This is a genomic window from Micromonospora sp. NPDC049645 (assembly GCF_040675155.1).
Taxonomy (GTDB): Bacteria; Actinomycetota; Actinomycetes; order Mycobacteriales; family Micromonosporaceae; genus Micromonospora.
This window is the reverse complement of record NZ_JBFAOI010000018.1, coordinates 20,269-37,447: the sequence shown is the minus strand read 5'-3', so window position 1 is coordinate 37,447 and position 17,179 is coordinate 20,269. Positions and strand designations below refer to the sequence as shown.

Annotated in this window: 15 protein-coding genes and 1 riboswitch; of the genes, 4 read left to right on the top strand and 11 right to left on the bottom strand. The window is 72.6% G+C overall.

The window, feature by feature from the left end; genetic code table 11:
* Nucleotides 1-108 precede the first annotated feature (108 nt).
* On the bottom strand, nt 109-864 hold the full coding sequence (locus AB0J33_RS28015) for a hypothetical protein (protein WP_363617550.1): 756 nt from the start codon (nt 862-864) through the stop codon (nt 109-111).
* Nucleotides 865-1,295: 431 nt separating this feature from the next.
* On the opposite strand from AB0J33_RS28015, the gene AB0J33_RS28010 reads away from it, so the two are divergent.
* Entirely contained in the window at nt 1,296-2,297 is a 1,002-nt protein-coding gene (locus tag AB0J33_RS28010) for a tyrosine-type recombinase/integrase (protein ID WP_363617548.1), read from the top strand.
* A gap of 37 nt (nt 2,298-2,334) precedes the next feature.
* Here the strand turns inward: AB0J33_RS28010 and AB0J33_RS28005 are convergent, their stop codons facing one another.
* The 3 genes from AB0J33_RS28005 to AB0J33_RS27995 all read right to left on the bottom strand — a co-directional run bounded on the left by AB0J33_RS28005 (nt 2,335) and on the right by AB0J33_RS27995 (nt 6,160).
* The gene (locus tag AB0J33_RS28005; RefSeq protein WP_363617546.1) at nt 2,335-2,991 is read right to left on the bottom strand and encodes a fasciclin domain-containing protein; all 657 of its coding nucleotides are present in this window, start codon (nt 2,989-2,991) and stop codon (nt 2,335-2,337) included.
* 96 nt (nt 2,992-3,087) lie between these two features.
* On the bottom strand, nt 3,088-5,196 hold the full coding sequence (locus tag AB0J33_RS28000; RefSeq protein WP_363617544.1) for a M14 family zinc carboxypeptidase: 2,109 nt from the start codon (nt 5,194-5,196) through the stop codon (nt 3,088-3,090).
* Between the two features lie 184 nt (nt 5,197-5,380).
* A complete protein-coding gene (locus AB0J33_RS27995) occupies nt 5,381-6,160 on the bottom strand; it encodes an endonuclease/exonuclease/phosphatase family protein (protein ID WP_363617542.1) in 780 nt (259 codons plus the stop codon).
* Between the two features lie 180 nt (nt 6,161-6,340).
* Between AB0J33_RS27995 and AB0J33_RS27990 the strand changes: the two genes are divergently transcribed.
* On the top strand, nt 6,341-7,111 hold the full coding sequence (locus tag AB0J33_RS27990) for a TSUP family transporter (protein ID WP_363617540.1): 771 nt from the start codon (nt 6,341-6,343) through the stop codon (nt 7,109-7,111).
* On the opposite strand, the gene def is transcribed toward AB0J33_RS27990, so the two are convergent.
* Nucleotides 7,108-7,617, bottom strand: coding sequence for a peptide deformylase (gene def, locus AB0J33_RS27985; RefSeq protein ID WP_363617538.1), 510 nt, complete (start codon nt 7,615-7,617; stop codon nt 7,108-7,110). The genes AB0J33_RS27990 and def overlap by 4 nt on opposite strands.
* A gap of 32 nt (nt 7,618-7,649) precedes the next feature.
* Nucleotides 7,650-8,897 (bottom strand): chorismate-binding protein, encoded by a 1,248-nt coding sequence (locus tag AB0J33_RS27980; RefSeq protein ID WP_363617648.1) that lies wholly within the window; start codon nt 8,895-8,897, stop codon nt 7,650-7,652.
* A 96-nt stretch (nt 8,898-8,993) separates the two neighbouring features.
* On the opposite strand from AB0J33_RS27980, the gene AB0J33_RS27975 reads away from it, so the two are divergent.
* Nucleotides 8,994-9,194 (top strand): DUF5999 family protein, encoded by a 201-nt coding sequence (locus tag AB0J33_RS27975; protein ID WP_007460326.1) that lies wholly within the window; start codon nt 8,994-8,996, stop codon nt 9,192-9,194.
* Between the two features lie 147 nt (nt 9,195-9,341).
* On the opposite strand, the gene gcvP is transcribed toward AB0J33_RS27975, so the two are convergent.
* From gcvP to AB0J33_RS27960, 3 genes are all read right to left on the bottom strand, one after another.
* Nucleotides 9,342-12,164, bottom strand: a complete 2,823-nt coding sequence (gene gcvP / locus AB0J33_RS27970) for an aminomethyl-transferring glycine dehydrogenase (RefSeq protein WP_363617536.1) — start codon at nt 12,162-12,164, stop codon at nt 9,342-9,344.
* A 74-nt stretch (nt 12,165-12,238) separates the two neighbouring features.
* Nucleotides 12,239-12,337, bottom strand: a riboswitch (glycine riboswitch).
* A gap of 90 nt (nt 12,338-12,427) precedes the next feature.
* Nucleotides 12,428-13,270: an NAD-dependent protein deacetylase gene (locus AB0J33_RS27965; protein ID WP_363617534.1), complete on the bottom strand. Its 843-nt coding sequence runs from the start codon at nt 13,268-13,270 to the stop codon at nt 12,428-12,430.
* Between the two features lie 86 nt (nt 13,271-13,356).
* On the bottom strand, nt 13,357-14,424 hold the full coding sequence (locus AB0J33_RS27960) for a MerR family transcriptional regulator (RefSeq protein WP_363617646.1): 1,068 nt from the start codon (nt 14,422-14,424) through the stop codon (nt 13,357-13,359).
* Nucleotides 14,425-14,541: 117 nt separating this feature from the next.
* On the opposite strand from AB0J33_RS27960, the gene AB0J33_RS27955 reads away from it, so the two are divergent.
* On the top strand, nt 14,542-15,204 hold the full coding sequence (locus AB0J33_RS27955; protein ID WP_363617532.1) for an NAD(P)H-binding protein: 663 nt from the start codon (nt 14,542-14,544) through the stop codon (nt 15,202-15,204).
* A gap of 20 nt (nt 15,205-15,224) precedes the next feature.
* Here AB0J33_RS27955 and AB0J33_RS27950 read toward each other — a convergent pair whose 3' ends face one another.
* Together AB0J33_RS27950 and AB0J33_RS27945 are read right to left on the bottom strand one after the other, a co-directional pair.
* Nucleotides 15,225-16,184 carry a class I SAM-dependent methyltransferase gene (locus AB0J33_RS27950; protein WP_363617530.1) on the bottom strand — a complete coding sequence of 320 codons (960 nt, stop codon included), beginning with the start codon at nt 16,182-16,184 and terminating at the stop codon, nt 15,225-15,227.
* Nucleotides 16,185-16,317: 133 nt separating this feature from the next.
* Nucleotides 16,318-17,013, bottom strand: a complete 696-nt coding sequence (locus tag AB0J33_RS27945; protein WP_363617528.1) for a cell division protein DivIVA — start codon at nt 17,011-17,013, stop codon at nt 16,318-16,320.
* Nucleotides 17,014-17,179 lie beyond the last annotated feature (166 nt).

Below are 17,179 nucleotides of genomic sequence, written 5' to 3'. Positions count from 1 at the left end.
ACCATGTCGTCCCACCAGGCTTCGCGCTCCCGTCGACAGCGATTCGATAATGAACATTATGTAAAGTTAGGTGGGTTGGCGGTCCCCCCGACGTCCCCGCAGCGGTGGTCAGTCGCGGGTCAGACCCGGCGGGCACGCGTCCTCGTCCGGCTCGACCGGACGGGCGTTGACCAGCGGGTTGCCCCGTAGACGTGCCACCAGCGCGGCGCTGCCGCCGATGTCGGTCCAGGCGTCGTCCCACAGCGCGGAGACGAGCCAGGAACGATCCTTCGGGAAGAACAGATCCGGCAGCGGACCGTCACCACGCATGTGACCGCTCCGCCAGGTCAGGGCCTGCTCCGGGCCGGCCTCGACCAACACGTACGGCCAGTCCCAGTAGAGGGACACCCGCGGAGCCTGCGGGAAGACGACGTCGTGCGCGCCGGTGTCCAGGTAGCCCAACCACCAGGGCTGCTCGGCGGTGCAGGCGGTCAGCTCGTTGATCACGGCGTGTTCGTGGGCGTCGGGGCCGACCCCGTCCGGAGGGTGGAACGTGGCGTACGCGTCGAACACCGGCGGGATCGCGGTGGTGATCGAGATGCCCTGGGTGGTGTGCCCGGCGAGCCAGGCGACGTCGCTGGCCGTGCCGATCCGCCAGGTCCGGCCGTCCTTGCTGACGTCCATGGGCTCCGTCCCGGTTGGTACGCCCCCGGCTGGGCGGCCGACGACGGTGGGCGACGCGTGTACGGCCCACCCGCGTCGACCGGTGACCCGCCACCGGTGCCCCGCGGAGCAGACCAGATCCGTCGGGCCGTCCAGGTCCCGGTAGACGGTGGGTGTGCCGGGCCGACCGCAGGTGGGACAGGTGGCGGCACGCGACGTCATGCCGCGCACGATACGTGTTTCCCGATCCGCGCCACCTGTTGTCACGCGCTGCGGCCGGCACCTCGCAGCCGGTGGGTGACGCCGCCTGGCAGTGCGGGCCGCCGTCACGGACTCCCGCGTCGCGATGGACGCCGGCCGGCAGGTGTCCTCCCCGCCGCCTGTTGAGCTGCCCGAGTCGCGGGGCGCGCGGACGGTTCGGAACGGGATCGCCGCCGGTGCCGTGTGGACACACCGAACATGAGGGTTGTGGCATGCCGTCGGGCCAGCATCGCGTCGCCGGGTGCGTCGACCCGTTCGGGTGGGCTACGCCTGCCCCACCCGTGGGGCAGGTCGACAGGCGCCCAGGCGCACCCGCACTGGCGAGCCTTCTCCCCTGTCCGACCTCCATGGGCGGCTTTCCGGAAACCCGAAAATGCTGCATAATATCCCTTATGCATGACAAAAAGGACGAATCGCTCGGGGTGCTGATCGAGGAGTTCCTGACCGCGCGGGCCACCCGCAAGCCCTCCCCGCACACGCTGGCCGCGTACCGCAGGGACCTGCACGCGGTGGCGACCCTGGTCGCGGAGGATGCCACCCCTCCCCTCCCCCTGGCCGACCTGTCGATCACCGCGCTCTCCCCCCGGGTGATGCGGGCGGCCTTCGCCCGGTTCGCCGCTCCCCGGGCGCCCGCGTCGGTGCACCGGGCCTGGTCCACCTGGAACAGCTTCTTCACGTTCCTGGTCGCTGACGGGTTCGTGGCGGGTAACCCGATGCCGGCGGTCGGGCGACCTCGGGCGCTACTCCCCCAGCCCAAGCCGCTGCGCGGCGCGGACACCCCCGAGGTGCTGCTCGCATCCGCCGCGCGGGACGACGGTCGGCAGCGCGACCCGTGGCCGGAGCGGGACGTGGCGGTGTTGGCGGTGGCGCTCTGCGCGGGGTTGCGGCTGTCGGAGTTGCTCGCGTTGCGGGTCGACTCGCTCGGTGGTCGGCCGGGTGAGCGGCGGGTCGAGGTGGCCGGCAAGGGTGGGCGGCCCCGGGTGGTGCCGATCGAGGCGGATCTGGATCGGGTGCTGGTGGACTACCTGGACAGTCGGGCGCGGCGTTTCGGCTCGCGGTCGGTACGGCCCGACTCGGCGTTTCTGGTGGATCGGCGCGGTGAGCCGTTGCGCCGTGGTGGTCTGCAGTATCTGGTGGAGTCGTGTTATCGGCGGGCCGGCATCGGCGACCGGGTGCCGCGTGGTGCGCGGTTGCACGCGTTGCGGCACACCTTCGCGACCCGGTTGGCGGAGGACGGTGCGAGCGCGGCGGAGATCATGCGGTTGTTGGGGCATGCGTCGCTGGCGTCGTCGCAGACGTACATCGAGGTGACGGCCGGGCAGCAGCGTGATGCGGTCCGGGCCAATCGGACCAACCGCGCGCTGGCGGGCCTGGTGCCGGTGCCGCCGGGGTGAGCGTGCGCGGTGGCCGGTGCCGTCGGGGTGAGCGCGGTCAGTGTGCGCGGTGGCCGGTGCCGTCGGCGGTGGCGGGCAGTGGGCCGAGGACGGCGTTGATGATGTGGATGCGGGCGTTGGTGGCCTGGTAGTCGGCGCAGACGGTGTCGGCGCGGTCGCCGAGGCGGGCGGTGGGCCCGGTGTGGGTGACGGTGACGGTGACGCCGTCCAGGGTGGTGGCGGTGCCGGCGGTGGTGAGTTCGGCGATCGGGTGGGTTCCGCTGATGAGGTGGGCCCTCAGCAGGGTGCGGAGCTGGTCGGTGTGGTGGGTCATCAGGTCGTCCCAGTTGTCCTCGGAGAACGTGGCGGCGAAGGCGTCGTCGGACGGCGCCAGGACGGTGACGCCGGTGCCGGCGGGCAGTTCGGTGAGGACGCCGCTGGTGCGGAGGGCCGCTTCGAAGGTGGTGAGAGTGGGGATCCAGCGCAGCGCCTGGTCGACGGGTTGACCGGCGAGGAAGGCCGGGTTGCCGGGTTCGGTGCCGGTGGGCAGGGCGGCGCAGAGCGGCCCGGTGACCTGGGGTGCGGTGGCCGTTGGCGCGGCGTCGGCGCGGGGCCCTGCGGGACTGCCGGTGCAGGCGGCGAGCAGCAGTGTCGGCAGGAGCAGGCCGAGTGCCCGCCGTCGGGGGTGACGTGGTGCGGTGGCGGGGTGCGGCACGGCGGCCTCCACGGGTGCGGGGGTTGTTCGGTGGGTTGTGCCGGCGGCGCGGGCACCAGGCCCACGCCGCCGGCACGGCGGTTGTCTAGCTGTCGGTCACAGCGTGGCGCACTGGGTGGTGCGGGGGCCGTGGACGGTGTTGGTGATGCCCAGGTTGGTCGGTGCGGGGTTGTTGCCGGTGCAGCTGAGCGGGCCGCGAACGGTGTTGCCGATCAGCAGGGGCGCGTCGGTGCCGGTGGTGTTGCCGGACAGGTCGACCGGGCCGGCGATGGTGACGTCGATGATGGAGATGGCGTCGGTGGTGTTGGTGATCCGGACCGGGCCGTTGACGGTGCCGTCGGCGAGGAGGACGCCGGCGGCGCCGGTGGCGCTGACCGGTCCGCTGATGGTCGTTCCGGTGGCGACGAGTGCCGCGCCGGCCCGGACGGTGACCGGGCCGTTGATGGTGGCGTCGTCGGCGCAGGTGAAGCCGGTGACGACCAGGGGTCCGTTGCGGCGGCCGGTGAGGGTGGGGTAGATGCGTTCGCCGTCGGTGAGCTTCTCCACGCCCTTGGTGTCGAGGAGAAGCGGGATGAGGCCGCGTTCGGGCTGGTTGAGGGGCACGTAGTGGTCGTCGCCGATGGTGATGACCTTCCAGCCGTGGGCGGCGATGCGCTGGGCGACGGTGGTGCCGACGCCACCGGGTCCGTCGGTGCGGGCGCCGTTGTACTGCGCGTCGGTGAGTTTGTAGGCGCAGGGTGCGTTGTCGAGGATCAGGTCGGCGGGCGGCGCGTCGAGCGGCGGTGGGCTGTCGCCGGGGTGCGGTGCCGGGTGGGCGGGGATGGGGCGGGAGCCGCGGAAGACCAGCCGGCCGGTGTTGGCGGCTTGGAACTCGATGGCCTCGGTGCGGGCCTTGAGGATGTCGGTGCGGTCTTCGCGGTGGTAGTCGAGGAACTGCTGGAACGTCCACAGGGCGGAGTACGTCTTGCGGCGTCGGTTGTTGGCGGTGTTGCCCTCGTCGGGGCGGGTCTGGCCGCCGGAGCTGCGCAGTTCCAACAGGGAGTTGGTGACGTTCTTGAGGCCGAGGGTGTTGCGCAGGATGGTTTCCTCGCTGAGGCCGACGTTGCCGCCGCCTTCGCAGCCGTAGGGGCAGGCCCACCAGCCGGCTTCGGCGCCCTTGGCGTACATGTGGCCTTCGATCATGTCCTGGGACTGGTCGAAGATGGGTTGGGCGACGTTCTGGTGTCGGGGTGGCAGCATCGGCAGGTCACCGGCGCGGGAGTTGCCGAATTCGTGGCCGTCGTAGCCGGCGACGGGTCGGTAGTCGCGGACCATTTTGATGTACGCGGCGGTCTCGGGTTGGCGGATCAGGGAGTAGTCGCGGTTGAGGTCCTGGCCGGTGGAGTTGCCGCGGGTGTTGTTGGCGCGGCCGTCGCCGTTGATGGTGGGGACGATCAGGACGGTGGTGTGGCTGAGCAGGTCGGTGACGCGGGGGTCGGTGCTGAAGGCGAGTTGGCGGGCCATGATGAGGCACGCCTCGCGGTCGCCGGGTTCGTTGCCGTGCACGTTGCAGTTGATGGCCACGGGTGCGGTGGCGGCGACGGCCGCGGGGGTGGCCGGCGGGGCGGGGTGCCCGATGACGAGCATGTTGATGGGTCGGTTCTGCACGGTGCGGCCGAGTTCGACGACGCGTACCCGGTCGCTGAGGGTGTCGATGGCGGCGGTGTAGGCGTACTCGTCGGTGTCGCTGGTGTATTGCGCGGCGTGGGTGGTCTCCCACTGGGTGCGCAGGTTCTGGCCGGGGGTGTCGGGGTTGCCCCAGGGGGCGGTGGTGGTGGCGGTGACCGGGTCGGAGTAGGGCTGTTCGGTGGTGCCGGTGCGGGCGCGTACGCGCCACTGGAAGGTGTCGCCGGGGTTGTAGCCGGCGTCGGCGAAGGTGGGTGCCTGCTGGTTGATCTGGCGGTTGGGTCGCCAGATGCCGACGATGGTGGGTGCGCCGGTGGGGTTGTTGTCGGCGTCGACGGGGGTGCGTTCGATCTGGTAGTCGGTGGCGCCGTCGACGGGTTGCCAGGCGAGGGTGGTGTATCCGTCGCCCTGGTGGGCGGTGAGGGCGGTGACCTGGTCGGGTGGCGCGGCGGGTTGGGCGTTGGCGGGGGTGGGTGCGGTGGTGAGGGTGACGGCGATGAGGGTTGATACGGCGATGAGGGTGGGTCGCTGACGTCTCATGTGGTCTCCGAGGAGTTGATCGTGGCGCGTGTCGACCAGCATGGTTGTCGCGGTTCGTCGATGCAATGATCTTGAGGGAATCTTGCGACTCGGTGTGCTGCTCCCCCGGCTCCGGGCGGCGGTGACGCAACGCGGTGGTGTCGGTGAGCCCACCTCGGACCGCGGTGGTGTCGTGTCCGACCGGTCAGCCGAGGTCGACCAGCAGGGGTCGGTGGTCGGAGATGGTGGATGGTGGCGCGGTGACGGCGCGTACCGGTGGGAGGGTTTGGAGGGCGTGCCGGTCGGCGAGGATGTGGTCGAGTTGGACGCGGGGCTGCCCGGACGGGTAGGTGGGGCGTCGGCCCAGGGGGCGCCAGCCGGAGATGAGCCGGGCCGCGCCGGCGGGCAGGTTGAGGTCGCCGAGCAGGACGCGGGGTGCCGGTAGTGCGCGGAGGGCGCGGACGGTCTGGCGCAGTTGACGGGCGTTCCAGCCGGGCACGAAGGACAGGTGGGTCGCGGCGACGGTGAGTGGGCCGTGTGGGGTGTCCAGGACGGCGGCGAGGACCACGCGGGGTTCGTCGTGCAGCAGGACGAGGCCGCCGCGGGGGCCGGGTACGTAGACCGGTGAGCGTACGGGCGCCGGTTTGAGTCGGGTGACCTGCCAGCTGCGTACGGGGTGTCGGCTGATCAGCCCGATGCCGTAGCAGGGTTCGCCGTGGCCGTCGTCCTCGTGGCGTAGTGGGCGGAACTGTTCGCCGGGGGTGCCGACGACGGCGGCGGCGAAGCGGTGGTGGGGCGCGTCGAGGGCGTGGGCGGCCAGGGCGGTGAGGTCGAGGTTGCCGCTGCGGTGTTGGTCGCGGTCGACCTCCTGCAGGGCGAGTACGTCGGCGTCGAGGGCGCGGATGGCGGCGGTGAGTCGGTCGGAGTCGACGAGCCCGTCGGTGAGGGACCGTCCGTGCAGCATGTTGAAGGTGGCCAGGCGCACTCCTGCACCTTACGTGGCCGTGGCATGGTTGCCGGGTGGTGAAGGTGCTGCTGTGCTCGGTGCTGGTGTTCGTGGCGGTTGGCGCGTTGGGGGTGTGGTTGCGGCGTAGCAGGGGTCGGTGAGGTGAGGCTGGCCACTCGGGGCCGGTCGCGCCCTTGCTGGTGGGGAGAATTGCCGCCCGTGGACGCCGTATCGCTGAGTACCCTGCTGGCCGCCGCGGCGATGGCCGGGTGGGTCGATGCCGTGGTCGGTGGTGGCGGGTTGTTGTTGCTGCCGGCGTTGTTGGTGGCCGCCCCCGGTTTGCCGGTGGCTACCGCGCTGGGCACGAACAAGTTGGCCGCGATCTTCGGTACGGCCACGGCGGCGTCGACGTATGCCCGGCGGACGAAGCTCGACTGGCGGGTGGCGGGGCCGGCGGCGGGGTTGGCGGTGTTCAGCGCGGGTGTGGGCGCCGCTCTCGCCGGGGCGGTGCCGGCGTCGGCGTACCGGCCGGTGGTGTTGGTCGTGTTGGTGTCGGTGGCGGTGTTCGTGTTGCTGCGTCCCCGGCTGGGGGTGGTGGCGGTGCCGGCGAGGCGGACGCCGCTGCGGGTGGCGGTGGTGGTCGCGGTGGCCGGGGTGGGTGTCGCCCTGTACGACGGGTTGATCGGGCCGGGTACGGGCACGTTCCTGGTGTTGGCGTTCACCACCGTGATCGGCGCGGACTTCGTGCACGGTTCGGCGATGGCGAAGGTCGTCAACGCGGGGACGAACCTGGGCGCGCTCGTGGTGTTCGGGTTGACCGGGCACGTGTGGTGGCTGTTGGGCGCGGGGATGGCGGTGTGCAACATCGCCGGCGCGGTGGTGGGTGCGCGGATGGCGTTGCGGCGGGGGTCCGGGTTCGTGCGGGTGGTGTTGCTGGTGGTGGTGCTGGCGTTGGTCGCGAAGCTGGGCCACGACCAGTGGGTGGCCTAGCCGCGGCGGCTGGGTGAGTCGAAGCGGCCGGCGCGGATCTCGCGCAGGGCGCGTCGGCGGGTGTCGCCGCGCAGGGTGTCGACGTAGAGCCGGCCGCGCAGGTGGTCGGTTTCGTGTTGCAGGGCGCGGGCGAGGAACCCGCTGCCGGCGATGGTCAACGGTTCGCCGTGTTGGTCGACGCCGTGGGCGGTGGCGTGCAGGGCCCGTACGGTCGGGAAGTACAGGCCGGGGATGGACAGGCAGCCCTCTTCGTCGTCCTGGAGGTCGTCGGACAGCTCCAGGGTGGGGTTGATGAGGTGGCCGCGGTGACCGTCGGCGTCGTAGACGAACACCTGGGCGCTGACGCCGATCTGTGGTGCGGCGACACCGGCGCGGCCGGGGGCGCCGAGCAGGGTGTCCATCAGGTCGGTGACGAGGGCGCGCAGTTCGGCGTCGAAGCTGGTGACCGGTTCGCATTCGGTGCGCAGGACAGGGTCGCCGATGATCCGGATGGGCCGCATGGTCATGCGGGTCAGCGTATCGCCGTGCGGTGCTGCGGTCAGCGCCCGGCCAGGGTGGCGCGGATCGGGGCGGTCTTCGCGGCGGCCTCGGCGACCTCGGCGGCTGCGTCGCTGTCCCAGGTGATGCCGCCGCCGGCCCAGGTGTGCAGCCGTCGGCCGTCGGCGGCGGCGGTGCGGATGGTCAGGCCGAGGTCGACGCGGCCCGGGGCGACCCAGCCCAGTGCGCCCATGCTGGCGCCCCGCCCGACGGGTTCGAGGTTGTTGATCTGGGTCAGGGCGGCGAGTTTCGGGGCGCCGGTGACGGAGCCGCCGGGGCAGGTGGCGCGGAGCAGGTCGGCGAGGCCGAGGCCGTCGGCGGCGGTGGCGCGGACGGTCGATTCGGCCTGCCACAGGTCGCACCAGCGGCGTACGGCGAACAGGTCGTCGACGGTGACGGTGCCGGTGCGGGCGATGCGGGCGAGGTCGTTGCGTTCCAGGTCGACGATCATGATGTGTTCGGCGCGTTCCTTCGCGCTGGCGAGCAGTTCGGCGCGGCCGGCGGCGGTGGCCGGGCGGGTGCCCTTGATGGGGCGGGTGATGACGTGTCCGTCGGTGACCTCGACGAGGGTTTCCGGGGAGGCGCAGCCGATGGCCCAGCCGTCGCCGGTGAGGACGCCGCCGTAGCGGGCGCCGGGTAGCGCGCCGAGGCGGGTCAGGGCGGGCAGTGGGTCGCCGGTGTAGGGGGCGGAGGCGTGGCCGACGAGGTTGGCCTGGTAGACGTCGCCGCGGCCGATGGCGGCGCGGATCGCGTCGACGGCGGCGGCGTGCTGCTGGGGGGTCCAGCTCTCGGTCCACTCGCCGAGCCGCCAGGGCGCCGGCGGGTCGGGCGGGGTGGTTGGCGCGGTGCCGTGCTGGTAGACGACGACGGCGAGGTCGGGCAGGGTCGGCGCGGGTTCGGGTCCTGCGGTGGGGGCGCCGGCGAGCAGCGCCCCGGCGGCGGCGGACAGGTACAGCGCCGCGCCGCAGGCGCCGGTGCCGTGGTGGCCGGTGACCGGTCGGGTCAGGTCGTGCAGGGGTAGGCCGTGCGCGGCGAGGAACTCCTCGGCGAGGGCCGCGGGGTCGCCGCCGTCGCCGCGGGACCAGTGCAGGCGGGCGCGTTCGGTGAGCGCGCCCCGGCACGCGGCCGGTGCGGCGGGCACGTCGATCGACGCGGTCCGGCCGACCGCCGCGGCGCACACGTCTGGGAGCGTTTCCACGCCGTATGGTCCAACCTTCCTCATCCGTTCAGTGGATTTCCCGGGCACCAGGCGGATACCTGCTCGATGCTGGACACTTTCGCTTGGTACTGTGCGTCACTGGTCATGTGAACCATGACACAGTGCCCCCACAGTCCGGAGAACCCGATGTGCCAGCACCAACCGACCTGCCCCTCCGCTGAAGCCACCGACCGGGAAGCCGCGCGGGTCCTCGCCTGCTTCCGTGAGCAGGGCTGGAGCCTGCTCTGCAACGGTGTCATCGTCTTCGAGGACACCGGCGAGCTGCTCCCCGACGGCAGCAGCATCGCACCGCACCGCGGCCCCGCCCGTCACGCTCTCGTCGCCTGACCGACCACTGAGCGTCACCGAATAGCCGCCGTCGGCCAGGCCAGTCCCCCGGTAAGGGACGCCCGCCCAGGTCGCCGCGGCTGCCGGGGCGGCTCGTACCGCCCGCCCCGGCGCGCCGCCGCCAGTCGTACGACGACAGCGGCGTCGTCAGTCCTCGAACGCCTCCGGCGACGGGCACGAGCAGACCAGGTTCCGGTCGCCGTACGCGCCGTCGATGCGCCGCACCGGCGGCCAGTACTTCCCGGCCCGGTCCACCCCGGCCGGGTACGCGCCCACCGACCGCGGGTACGCGTGCGACCACTCGTCACCGGTGACCATCGCCGCGGTGTGCGGCGCGTTGGCCAGGGGGTTGTCCCCTAGCGGCCACGCCCCGGAACCCACCTGCTCGATCTCCGCCCGAATCGCGATCATCGCGTCGCAGAACCGGTCCAGTTCGGCCAGGTCCTCGCTCTCGGTCGGCTCCACCATCAGCGTCCCCGCCACCGGGAACGACATCGTCGGCGCGTGGAACCCGTAGTCGATCAGCCGCTTCGCCACGTCGTCCACGCTCACCCCGGTGGCCTTCGTCAACGGCCGCAGGTCGAGGATGCACTCGTGCGCCACCAGGCCCTTGTTGCCGGCGTACAGCACCGGGAAGTGCCCGCGCAGCCGCGCCGCCACGTAGTTCGCGGCGAGGACCGCCACGCCGGTCGCCCGGGTCAGCCCCTCGGCGCCCATCATCCGCAGGTACGCCCACGGAATCGGCAGGATGCCCGCCGACCCGTACTTCGCCGCCGAGATCGCCGGCGTCGCGTCGGCGTGCGCGCCCAGCGGGTCACCGGGCAGGAACGCCGCCAGGTGCGCGCGCACCGCCACCGGGCCCACACCGGGGCCACCGCCGCCGTGCGGGATGCAGAACGTCTTGTGCAGGTTCAGGTGCGACACGTCCGCGCCGAACTTGCCGGGCTTGGCGAACCCGACCAGGGCGTTGAGGTTCGCCCCGTCGACGTACACCTGCCCACCGGCGTCGTGGACCTTCGCGCACAGCGACGCGATGCCGGTCTCGTACACGCCGTGCGTCGACGGGTACGTCACCATGATCGCGGCGAGCGCGTCCCGATGCTTGTCGATCTTCGCGTCCAGGTCGACGAGGTCGACGTTGCCGTCGTCGTCGCACGCCACCACCACGACCCGCATGCCGGCCATCACCGCGCTGGCCGCGTTCGTGCCGTGCGCCGACGACGGGATCAGGCACACGTCGCGGTGCGTCTCACCCCGCGACGCGTGGTACGAGCGGATGGCCAGCAACCCGGCCAGCTCACCCTGCGAACCGGCGTTGGGTTGCACGCTGACCGCGTCGTAGCCGGTCACCTCGGCCAGCCACGACTCCAGCTGACCGATCATCTCCCGGTACCCGGCGGTCTGCGCGTCCGGCGCGAACGGGTGGATGTGCGCGAACTCCGCCCAGCTGACCGGCTCCATCTCGGTGGTCGCGTTCAGCTTCATCGTGCACGACCCGAGCGGAATCATGCCCCGGTCCAGGGCGTAGTCGAAGTCCGACAGCCGGCGCAGGTAGCGCAGCATCGCCGTCTCCGAGTGGTGGCTGCGGAACACCGGGTGGGTGAGGAAGTCACCGCCGCGGGTCAGCGCGCCCGGCAGGGCCGCGTCGACGGCCCCGTCGAACGCGGGCACCCCGAACGCCGCCCACACCGCCTGAAGGTGCGCCTCGGTGGTCGTCTCGTCGCAGGACATCCCCACCCGGTCGGCGTCGACCAGCCGCAGGTTCACCCCCCGCTGCGCGGCGGCGGCCACCACCTCGGCGGCCCGCCCCGGCACGGTCGCGGTGACGGTGTCGAAGAACGCGACGTCCGCGACGTCCACGCCACCGGCGCGCAACCCGGCCGCGAGCCGCGCCGCCATGCCATGGGTACGCGTCGCGATGCTGCGCAACCCGTCCGGACCGTGGTAGACCGCGTACATGCCGGCCATCACCGCGAGCAGCACCTGCGCGGTGCAGATGTTGCTGGTCGCCTTCTCCCGCCGGATGTGCTGCTCCCGGGTCTGCAACGCCAACCGGTACGCCGGGTTGCCGTCCGCGTCACGCGACACCCCGACCAGGCGCCCGGGCAGCATCCGCTCCAGGCCCGCGCGCACCGCCAGGTAACCCGCGTGCGGCCCACCGAAGCCCATCGGTACGCCGAAACGCTGGGTGGTGCCGGCGGCGATGTCCACGCCGATCTCCCCCGGCGCGCGCAGCAGCGTCAACGCCAGCAGGTCCGCGGCGACGGTGACGAGGGCACCCACGGCGTGTGCCGCCTCGACGAGCGCCGCGTGGTCGCGTACCGCCCCGGACGCCCCCGGGTACTGCAGGTGCAGGCCGAAGAACTCCGCCGGCAACTCGTCGCGCTCGACGTCGAGGACCCGCACGTCGATACCGAGCGGCTCGGCGCGGCTGGTGATCACGGCGATGGTCTGCGGCAACGCGTCGGCGTCGACGACGTACACACCGCTCTTGCTCTTGGAGGCCCGCCGCGCCAGGGTCATCGCCTCCGCCGCCGCGGTGCCCTCGTCGAGCATCGAGGCGTTCGCGGTGGCCAATCCGGTCAGGTCGGTGACCATGGTCTGGAAGTTCAGCAACGCCTCCAGCCGGCCCTGGCTGATCTCCGGCTGGTACGGCGTGTACGCCGTGTACCAGGCCGGGTCCTCCAGCACGTTGCGGCGGATCACCGCCGGGGTGTGCGTGCCGTGGTACCCCAACCCGATCATGGACACGGCGACGGTGTTACGCGCGGCGAGCGCCCGCAGCTCGGCGATCGTCTCGGCCTCGGTGGCCGGGTCGGGCAGGTCGAGGGTGCCGTGCCAGCGGATCACCTCGGGGATCGCGGCGTCCATCAGCTCGTCGATCGAGTCGTGCCCGACGACCTCCAACATCCGACGCTCGTCGTCGGGGCCGGGACCGATGTGACGGGTGGCGAACTGCTCTACGGTCATCAGGGGCACTCCCGGGGCGAGGTCGACGTGTCGGCCTCCCCCTCTGTCGCACCCACCAGGGGCGCTCCACAGTGCCTGCCCACGAGGTCCTTTTGCCTGAGAGGTTCCGGGGAGGATTTGCCCCTTCGGCGCCGCCCTGCGTGCTGTCGGGCGGTCTCTCCCACGTGGGTGTTACCGGCGTGCCCAACGCTACCAGCGTTGGTGTTTCCGGCAGATGTCCTACCCCCGGAGACCCGGGGAACGCACCCGGGGTGCCCGGCCGGTCACACCCCGAGCGGCGCGCCGGCGCCCACCCGCGCCGCCACCTGCGGCAACACCACGCCCAACGGGGCGTCCACGCACACGGTGGCGTGGCCGTCACCCCGGGTCGGACCCTGGTTGACGATCGCGACCGGGATGCCCCGTTTCGCGGCCCGGATCACGAACCGGCGCCCCGACATGACGGTCAACGACGACCCCAGCACCAGCAACGACCGGGCCTGCTCCACCGCCGCGAAACACCGCGCCACCCGCTGCGGCGGCACCGTCTCGCCGAAGAACACCACGTCCGGTTTCACCATCCCGGTGCCGCAGATCCCGCAGTCCACCGGCCGGAACGCCGCCACCTGCTCGTCGGGGAGATCCACATCACCGTCCGGGTTGACCGCGGCGACGCGGGCCACGAAATCCGGGTTGGCCTCGCGCAGCCGCCGGTCCAACTCCTCCCGGGAGGTCAGGTTGCCGCAGTCCAGGCAGGTCACCTCGTCCAGACGACCGTGCAACTCGATCACCGACGTGCTGCCGGCCGCGCCGTGCAGACCGTCGACGTTCTGCGTGATCACCGCGTCGATGAGACCGGCGTGTTGCAGCCGGGCCACCGCCCGGTGCCCGGCGTTGGGCGCCGCGCCCGCGATCAACCGCCACCCCAGGTGACTACGCGCCCAGTACCGCCGCCGCGCCAGCGGATCCCGGGTGAACGCCTGGAAGGTCATCGGCGTGTGCCGCCGCGCCACCCCGCTGGGCCCCCGGTAGTCCGGAATCCCCGACTCGGTGGACAGGCCGGCGCCGCTGAGCACCACCACCCCACCGGCCGCCACCAGCGAGGTCAACGCGTCGAGGCTCTCCATCACCTCTCCATGCTGCCTCAACCCGTCCGCTAACGCCGAACCCCGCGACGGGCCGGCAACCCGAGCCCGCCGCGGGGCAGCGGCGGCTACACCGCGACGACGTCGGCGACGACACACGCGATGTTGTCCGGCGCGCCCCCGGCCCGCGCCGACCCGATCAGCTCCCGCACCGTGTCCCGCGGATCGTCCGTCGCCGCCAGCGCCGCGCGCAGGTCGGCCCGGTCGACGACCGCGGACAGCCCGTCGGAGCACAGCAGATACCGGTCACCGGGCAACGCGGTACGCAACGCCAGGTCCGCCTCGACCTGCCGACCCCCACCGAGGGCACGCACCAGCACCGCCCGCTGGGGATGCGTCGCGGCCTGCTCCCGGTCGAGCCTGCCCTGATCCACCTGGTCCTGCACCCAGGTGTGATCCTGCGTGAGCAGGGACAGCTCACCGCCGCGCAGCAGGTAGGCCCGGGTGTCCCCGACGTGCACCAACGCCAGCCGGGAACCGCTGAACAGCATCGCGGTCAGCGTGGTCACCGGCTGGTCGGCGTCGGTCGCCAACCCGCGAACGGCGCGGTCGGCGTCGCCCACCGCACCCGCCAGCACGCTCAGCAGGTCAGCGCCCGGCACGTCGGTGGGCGACACCCGTTTGAGGGCGTCGATCGCGGCGGCGCTGGCAGCCGCGCCGCCAGGCCCGCGCATACCGTCGGCCACGGCCAGCAACCGCTCCCCGGCGTACGCGGCGTCCTCGTTGCTGTCGCGTACCAGCCCGATGTCCGCACGGGCCGCCGAGCGGACGGCGACGGTCGGATTCGGCTCAGACATGGTGGTGCCCCCTTCAGACAGGTGGTCCACGAGGACGGTGGCGAGCCGGGCGCGCGCCTCGGTGTCGACGCTGACCTGCCGCCAGTACGCGGTGACCGCCTCCGCCGCCGCGGCGGGCTCCAGGCCACACACCACCCGGATCGTCGCCAAGGGCATGCCGATCCGACGCAGTTGGGCCACCAGCCGAGCCACCGGCAACTGCGCCGGGTCGTACAGCCGGTACCCGGACTCGGGATCGACCGCCGCCGGCACCAGCAACCCGACCCGGTCGTACAGGCGCAACGCCTTCGGCGTCAGCCGCACCTCCCGGGCGAACGCCCCGATGGTCATGAGCCCCACGTCGACATCCTCCTCGTACCGGTCACGGCGACCGGCACCCACCAGGCTCAGCGTTGCCCGAAGGGCAAGGTCAAGCCGCTACCGGCACCGCCACCGCGCCGCCGGTAGGTTGAGCCCATGCGCGTCGTCATCGCCGGAGGCCACGGCAAGATCGCCCTGCTGCTGCAACGCCACCTCGCCGGCCGCGGCGACACCCCCGTCGGCCTCATCCGCAACCCCGGGCAGGCCACGACGCTGCGCGCCGCCGGCGCCACCCCCGTCGTCTGCGACCTGGAACACACCCAGGTCACCGAACTGGCCGCGCACCTCGACCGCGCCGACGCGGTGATCTTCGCCGCAGGGGCCGGCCCCGGCAGCGGCGCCGCCCGCAAGGACACCGTCGACCGGGCCGCCGCCGCGCTGCTCGCCGACGCCGCCACCCAAGCCGGCGTCCACCGCTACCTACTGGTCTCCTCGATGGGCGTGGACGACCCACCCGCCCCCGGCACCGACGACGTGTGGGCGGCGTACCTGCGCGCCAAACGCGCCGCCGAAGACGACCTGCGCGGCCGCGACCTGGCCTGGACGGTGCTGCGACCCGGCCGGCTCACCGACGACCCACCCACCGGACGGGTCACCCTCACCCGACACGCCGGCCGGGGCGCGATCAGTCGCACCGACGTCGCCCACGTCCTCGCCGCGCTACTCGACGCGCCCGGCACCACCGGCGCGACCCTCGAACTCGTCGACGGGCCCACCCCGATCACCGACGCCATCCGCGCCGCCGCCACCCGACGCTGAGCTGACCCTCCCCGGCAGCCTCAGGCGTCCGGACGGCGCGCCGCGACCAGCACCGGCCCTCCCGGGACGGTCGGATACCGGCGCACATCAGCCAACCCCGTCGCGGCCAACACCTGCGCCATCCGGTCCGCGTCAAAAGCGTTGCCGCCGTTGCGCACCGCGTTCCACCGGCCCACGGCCGCCCGCAACGCATCCCCGGCGGGCGGATTGGTCCCCGCCACCAGCCAACCACCCGGCCGCAGCGCCTCGACCAACCGGGGCAGGGCCAGCGTCAACGTCTCCTCGGGAAGAAACGGGGCCGGAAGCCAGACCAGATCGAACGCCCCCGGCTCGTCCACCTCCGCGACGTCCTGCAGGCGCAGGACGATCCGGTCCGCGACGTCGCGCGCCTGCGCCAACTCCCCACCGGCGAGGTCCAACGCGCGCTGCAGAACGTCGATGCCCACCACGGACGCCCGGGGCAGCTCACGAGCCAGAGCGACGGCCAACGCCGCCACACCCGTGCCGATGTCCAGAACCAAGGCGTCCCCCGAGGCCAACCGCTGCGCCAGCCCCGGCAACTCCGGCACCACCCGGGTCGCCAACGCCCGCCCCGTCGCCGCGGACGCCCGACCCTGATGCAGCAACACCTCGTCGTCCAACTCCGCCCAGCCGACCCCGCCCGGCGTCGAAGCCTCCTGCGCCGCCGCGGCGACCGCCTGCCGCAGCGAACTCAACCGCGCCTGCACCGCGCTGAGCCCGGTCGGCCCATCGGGAGGTACCAGCGACGGGTGCGCGACCGGCACCCCACCCTCCCAGGAGAGCAACCCCGCCGCCTCCAGCACCGCACTACGGTGCGGCGACGCCTCGACGACCTCGGCGAGCGGCGCCGACAGAGCCTCACTCATGGTGGCGACCGCGGCGGCCAGGGCCCACGCCGACGCCTCCAACGCGGCAAGCGGATCCGGCGACCCGGCGGGTGGGGACGGTGACACAGACACGAAGACGCCTCTCCCAGGGGCGGGTCACGGGCCGACCCCGCTCGTGGATCACGAACCCCGCCTGGCACCTCCGACTATGCCACCGCCACCAACGCGCCGAGCGCGGTCCCGTCAGCGAACCCCGCCGCGACGCTCACCGCTGCTGGTGCCGCGGCAACGCCGACTGCCCCACCACCCCACCCACGAACGGTGCCCCCGGCGTCTCCGCCGCGATCCGATCCATGGTGCGGGCCAACTGCTCACTGCCGTCGTCGAGATGCCGCGCCGCCGCCTGCATGTGCGACACCATCATCTCGCCGAAGATCCGCAACGCCTCCCGAGTCGCCACCGTGTCGTCGAAGCTCGACCCCGCCGCGCTGCGGTACTCCGCCACCGCCCGCTCCGCCTCCTGCTTCGCCTCGGCCTCCGCCGCGTGCAGATAACTCTCATACTGCACCCGGGCGTACTCGGCGACCCGCCGCGCGTAGTCGTGCGCCTGCGCGATGATCTGCTCCGCCTCACGCTGCGCCGCCGACAGCAGATTCACCTCCCGTGCCGCCGGCACCTTCGCCGCCGCCCCGGTACTCGGAATCACCCCGTGCCGGTGCAACTCCACCCGGTCGGTCAGCCGCTCGTTCTCCGCCCGCAACGTCGCGATCTGCGTCGCCAACAAGTCCAACTCGTCAGCGACCTGCACCCGGAACCGGTCCACGTCAGCGTTGTCGTAACCCCGCCGGGCGAACGACGCGGCACCGAACTCCCACCGCCGAACCCGATCGGCGGTGATCCGCACCTGCACACCGCCGGAAACCTGCATCCCGTCATACCGACTGATCGGCGTCGCGCTCACCTGTGCAGCCCTCCGTTCGCGACTGCGGGGCTCGCAAGCTCACTCCTCGCGCTCATCGGGGCCCGCCTTTCGTTCGCGACTGCGGGGCTCGCAAGCTCACTCCTCGCGCTCATCGGGGCCCGCCTTTCGTTCGCGACTGCGGGGCTCGCAAGCTCACTCCTCGCGC

Bases quoted from the DNA above. Each gene is read 5' to 3' on its own strand.
- AB0J33_RS28015 (WP_363617550.1), bottom strand. From the start codon at position 864: ATGACGTCGCGTGCCGCCACCTGTCCCACCTGCGGTCGGCCCGGCACA.
- AB0J33_RS28010 (WP_363617548.1), top strand. From the start codon at position 1,296: ATGCATGACAAAAAGGACGAATCGCTCGGGGTGCTGATCGAGGAGTTC.
- AB0J33_RS28000 (WP_363617544.1), bottom strand. From the start codon at position 5,196: ATGAGACGTCAGCGACCCACCCTCATCGCCGTATCAACCCTCATCGCC.
- def (WP_363617538.1), bottom strand. From the start codon at position 7,617: ATGACCATGCGGCCCATCCGGATCATCGGCGACCCTGTCCTGCGCACC.
- AB0J33_RS27975 (WP_007460326.1), top strand. From the start codon at position 8,994: ATGTGCCAGCACCAACCGACCTGCCCCTCCGCTGAAGCCACCGACCGG.
- gcvP (WP_363617536.1), bottom strand. From the start codon at position 12,164: ATGACCGTAGAGCAGTTCGCCACCCGTCACATCGGTCCCGGCCCCGAC.
- AB0J33_RS27965 (WP_363617534.1), bottom strand. From the start codon at position 13,270: ATGGAGAGCCTCGACGCGTTGACCTCGCTGGTGGCGGCCGGTGGGGTG.
- AB0J33_RS27955 (WP_363617532.1), top strand. From the start codon at position 14,542: ATGCGCGTCGTCATCGCCGGAGGCCACGGCAAGATCGCCCTGCTGCTG.